Origin of the sequence: Anaeroplasma sp., assembly GCF_034179385.1 — a bacterium.
Classification (GTDB): Bacteria; Bacillota_I; Bacilli_A; order Acholeplasmatales; family Anaeroplasmataceae; genus Anaeroplasma.
In genome coordinates, this window is record NZ_JAXFPY010000048.1 from 1 (window position 1) to 4977 (window position 4977).

At 29.1% G+C, this 4977-nt stretch carries 5 protein-coding genes; all 5 read left to right on the forward strand.

Translation table 11 applies throughout. From position 1 onward, the window contains the following. A partial coding sequence (locus tag SPJ17_RS03235) for an RHS repeat-associated core domain-containing protein (protein WP_321092704.1) occupies positions 1 to 784 on the forward strand: 784 nt, incomplete at its 5' end. A 5-nt stretch (positions 785 to 789) separates the two neighbouring features. Continuing rightward, a complete protein-coding gene (locus tag SPJ17_RS03240; RefSeq protein ID WP_321092706.1) occupies positions 790 to 1134 on the forward strand; it encodes a hypothetical protein in 345 nt (114 codons plus the stop codon). Positions 1135 to 1790: 656 nt separating this feature from the next. Further along, positions 1791 to 2648, forward strand: coding sequence for an RHS repeat-associated core domain-containing protein (locus SPJ17_RS03245; protein WP_321092712.1), 858 nt, complete (start codon positions 1791 to 1793; stop codon positions 2646 to 2648). A gap of 10 nt (positions 2649 to 2658) precedes the next feature. Further along, positions 2659 to 3171, forward strand: coding sequence for a hypothetical protein (locus SPJ17_RS03250; RefSeq protein WP_321092708.1), 513 nt, complete (start codon positions 2659 to 2661; stop codon positions 3169 to 3171). Between the two features lie 194 nt (positions 3172 to 3365). Next, positions 3366 to 4424 (forward strand): IS1595 family transposase, encoded by a 1059-nt coding sequence (locus SPJ17_RS03255; protein ID WP_321092710.1) that lies wholly within the window; start codon positions 3366 to 3368, stop codon positions 4422 to 4424. The last annotated feature ends 553 nt before the right edge of the window (positions 4425 to 4977 follow it).

The window sequence follows — 4977 nt, forward strand, 5'->3', positions numbered from 1 at the left end:
ATATTATTATGATAATGATATAGAAATGTATTATTGTCATAATAGATTTTATAATCCAAAATGGAGAAGATGGTTAACCCCAGATAGTCCTAATTATTTAAACATAGATACTCCATCAGGTATGAATCTATTTATATATTGCAATAATAATCCTGTGATGTATTCAGACGGAGATGGTAGTTTTCCAATTCTGGCATGTATTCTTGGTTTAACTGCACTTGTCGGAATGGGGCTAACAATTGGAGGAGTTGCCTCAGATAATAATGTAATGACGGCAATTGGATTATCAATGGTAGCTGTTCCAGCATTAATAAGTGGAGGTATGGCAATAGCTGCAGGAATTGCTGGTGCGACTTTAACGGGCGTAGTTGGAGGAGTTACTGTTACTGCTGGTTTAGGAACTGGGTTATTTGCCACTGCTGAATACCAGCAAACATTTACTGGAAATAACTGGATGTTAGATGCGGGAATGAACGAAGGATGGTATAATGGATTAATGCTTACTACTGCATCATTAGCTACGATAGGTACATTTGCTTCAAGTTTTTGCTCTAGTTTTAATATTAAATCAATTCAATCAATTGGAAAGGTTGATAATTATTATGGTGTTAAATTTACTCAACCTTCATCTGCCCAATATAAAAAAGTGAAAACATTATCTTTACATTCCCCACATAATGGACATCCATGGCATTGGCAACTAAATAGTATAAATCCACAAACAGGGTCAATTGGGAAACGTATTAGATGGGATTTGATTTTACGAAGATTAATCGGGAGATGATATAAATGTGTTATTGTGATATTCTAGGACAAATGTGTGCTTTTTATTGTGAAAAAATCAAACAGAATTTTTTAAAAAGTGATTTAATAAAACAAATAAATCACTTGACAAGAGAAAAAAAATTACATTTAGAGATAGAAACGGGAAAATCGATTATACCTGGTATAAATGCTTATTATTTAAGTTTAGAAATTAAGGATAGTAACAATAATTTGTATAAAACACACGAAGGAGGTTTATCAATAGCCACACCATTAATTTGGATTGATAAGAAAATGAGGTTTTCCTTTCATGATTGGCAAAATGAAGAATTTCTTGATGAACTTCATTGGTTAATCAATAATATTTAGAATTAATTTTTACAAGGTTCACATCAAGATGGATAGGCCTTCGGTCTTATGCATCTTTCATGATAGATGCTATATATGTATGTGCATGTATAGCATTTTTTAAATCAATATTATTATAAATGTAGTATTTCTATAATAACTATTTGCTATGTTCAAACGTAAAGTTGGTAAATGAAATTTTGCAACAAAATTTTATTTACTTACTCTTTTGTTTAAACTGTATAATCGTTTGATAATTAATAGTGATAGAATTTTAAGATTATTCTCTAATAGTATATTAATTATTTAGATTTTTGGCCGCCAACTTTTTGTTTGAACTTAACCTAACTATTTAAAAACAATAAAAATCTTTTATAATTGAATTAGAAATAACGATTCAACTATAAGGAATTATTTTTTACAACATTTGGTGAACTTCAATTAGAATAAAAATTATATTTTAATTATCAAGATAGAAATGTACTAGGATTCTTTGGAAAGGGAGCTTGACTGAATATATTCAAATCGATTAGTTTAAATAATAATATTATGACCGTTATATCTATGATGAATATGATGAATTATATGGCTTCATACAAAATAATACAAATATTTATTATTATGTAAGGGATTATATAGGCAATATATTAGGAATAGTTGATAATTTAGGTAATTTAATAGTAAAATATAACTATGATGCCTATGGTAATACTATAAGCATTACAGGTGAAAACATATATAATCCATTTATATACAAAGGATATTATTATGATAATGATATAGAAATGTATTATTGTCATAATAGATTTTATAATCCAAAATGGAGAAGATGGTTAACTCCGGATAGTCCTAATTATTTAAACATAGATACTCCATCAGGTATGAATCTATTTATATATTGTAATAATAATCCTGTGATGTATTCCGATGGAGATGGGCACCTTGCGATTTCGGCAATTTTGATAGGTTTAGCTGTTGGTTTTGGTATTGGCGCCGGTGCTGGCGCAATTAATGGTCTAGTTTCTGGATTGATTAATCATGATTCCGGTTGTCAATTGGCTGGAGATGTTTTCGGTGGAGCGCTAGTTGGAGGTGCTTTAGGATTAGCAACAACTGCTGGTGGATTTGCAGGTATTGGAGCAATATCTGGTTGGACATTAGCTGGTACAATTGCCGGCACGTCCGCGCTGTCCTTTGGAGCTGGTGTTGCTCAATCTTCGATTAATCAATACACTCATACAGGAAGAGTTGATTTAAAAGAGTCACTTATTGATGGCGGAATCACTGCATTTCAAAGTTTAGTATCATTTGGAATTGGGGCTGCTATGAGTTATTCAGGATTATGGAAGTCACTTGGACAAAAACAATATACAGGATCTATTAAGTTGTTTTCAGAAGTTGCCTCTAATAAGTTTTCTGCATTTGTAAATGGTAATCTATTATATCTTGAACAAAATGGATTACAGATTGTAGGTAGAGAATTTGTAAAAAATGTATTTACAATACCATATGTTATATTGAAAAAATATTTATAAGAGGTTACTTATGATAAAATTATTTTATTATAATAAAAAAGTAAATTTTATTTTATTCGTAATAAACTTAATCATTTTTGTTGCATCAATAATTGAATTTTTCTTTGACATTATGAATAATGCTGTTATTTTATTTTTTATACAACTAATAACATTTATAGTGATTTTAACAATTCAAATTGCAATATTCATATCTTCATATGGTAGAGTTTGTTTTTCATGTGATGGTATAATATTAAGCGGAAAGTATAAAGATGAAATTAAATGGAATTGTGTTAAGTGCTTATACTATTGTAATTTATTTATAATTGGAGAATGTAATTCTTTAGAATTGATAATAGATGAAAATGGAAAATTCATTTCTCCCTTTAAAGAAGAAATGTTATGCATTCATTGTTCTAAAAAGAATTATGGTAGAATCATTAACTTAGTGCCAAAAGAAATTATTGAAGCAAATGATTTTATATTTTATCCTAATATGTATTTGCGTAAAAAAGATAAGTATAAAATATATAAAGAGTAAGTAAAACGTTCACATCTTTAGTGCATACTACATGTAAAAGTGTAATATGCACTTTTTTAAGTAACCGTCAAAAAGGTTCTTTCTATGATTAATTGACAAATATCTTTATGCTAAGTTCAAACAAAAAGTTGGTAAATAGACATAAATAATGTAAAAATAGGGTTTATACTTCAGTCAAAGTGAGGTATTTAACCATGACAATAGATGATTTAAAGAAATTAACACCCGTAGAACTAGACTTTATATGTGCACACATTTATAAATTGGTAAAGGATAAAGTAACTGAAGACACCATGAATGAAGAAAACTTTAATCATGATTCAGATTGTTGTCCACGTTGTAGGTCTCTTTCCTTCATTAAATATGGCTTTAACAAAGGAAAGCAAAAATATTACTGCAAAGACTGCAATAAGTTTTTTTCTAAGACAACAGGAACGCTTTATCATCGTTCCGAAAATAACTACGTACTTTGGAAAAAATTTATTGAGTGTGAAATAAATGGATTAACCTTAGCCCAAGAAAGTGTATCTATAGGTAAGTGTAAAAACACATGTTTCAATATGCGTCATAAACTATATAAAGCAATCGAGGATATCGTTTTAAATACCACCCTTAGTGGATTAATTGAAATTGATGCCCAGTACACTAAAATCAATTTAAAGGGGACAAAGCCAAATAAAATGCCACGCTATTCCAAAAAACGTGGCAACAAAGCCGCTTTCTCTGGAATTAGCCATCATAAAATATGCTTAATTACATCCGTTGATGAGAATGATAATATGTTATTTCGTATTGCAGGATTAGGCCCTGAATCAATCGATAAATATCTACTTTTTAAAGATTGTTTTAAAGAGGGTTCGACATTCATTTCAGATTCAAAACCTGCAATAAAAAAATTCGCACAAGAGATTTCATGTAGCATCGAACAAATCCCGGTAATCGCAAACAAGAAAAGATATGCCACAAACAATAATCACACAGTATCGAATGTAAATCAGATTCATAGTGAACTATCTATTTTGATTTCAAAAAAGCATGGCATATCAACAAGACATCTTCAGGATTATTTAAACTGGCTTCTGTTCTTAAAAAGAATCAAATATAAAGTAAAGGCCGAGGCAAGAGTTTCATTTACTTATATGGAATCAATGAAACAAGATCATACCATAGTGGTAAGAAATATAGCTAAGCTTCCTATGCCTATTGATTTATATGAGGCCTATGGAGAGTATCATTATGGAATTTATTCTTAATTACCAACTTTTTGTTTGAACATAGCATATCTTTATAAATAATACGGCACTATTATACAATTTCAAATTCAAACTTATGTAGTAGTATCTTTGTTTTTAAAGTGTTAAATTTACATCTTCCAAACATTACTCTTTTTATTAAATTTACTTTTCCTTCAGCAATGCCGTTATTATTAGCCATATCAATGGCATTAATTATTGCATTTTTTCTTTAGATAAAGTTTCAATGTAAGAATTTATTGAATCAATATTAGCTTCCTTGGCATTAGAAATGCACTCATCTAGTTTAGTACTATCTTTTCCCAATATTATATTTTAAAATGATGAATTAATATTAAGTATGGATCCAATTATAGGATATTTTTCAATGATTTCATCTAATTGGAATTGAGGAATTATATTTTCTTTTTTAATGTATTTGGATGATACCTCGCAATGCTTGAATTTATTTCATTCCTTGTCAAGTGCATTAGTAGATTATACCAAAACAACACATTTTAATAATTTAGGAATGGTATTTAAAAAAGAGATTCATAAATCGAATCAAAGAATT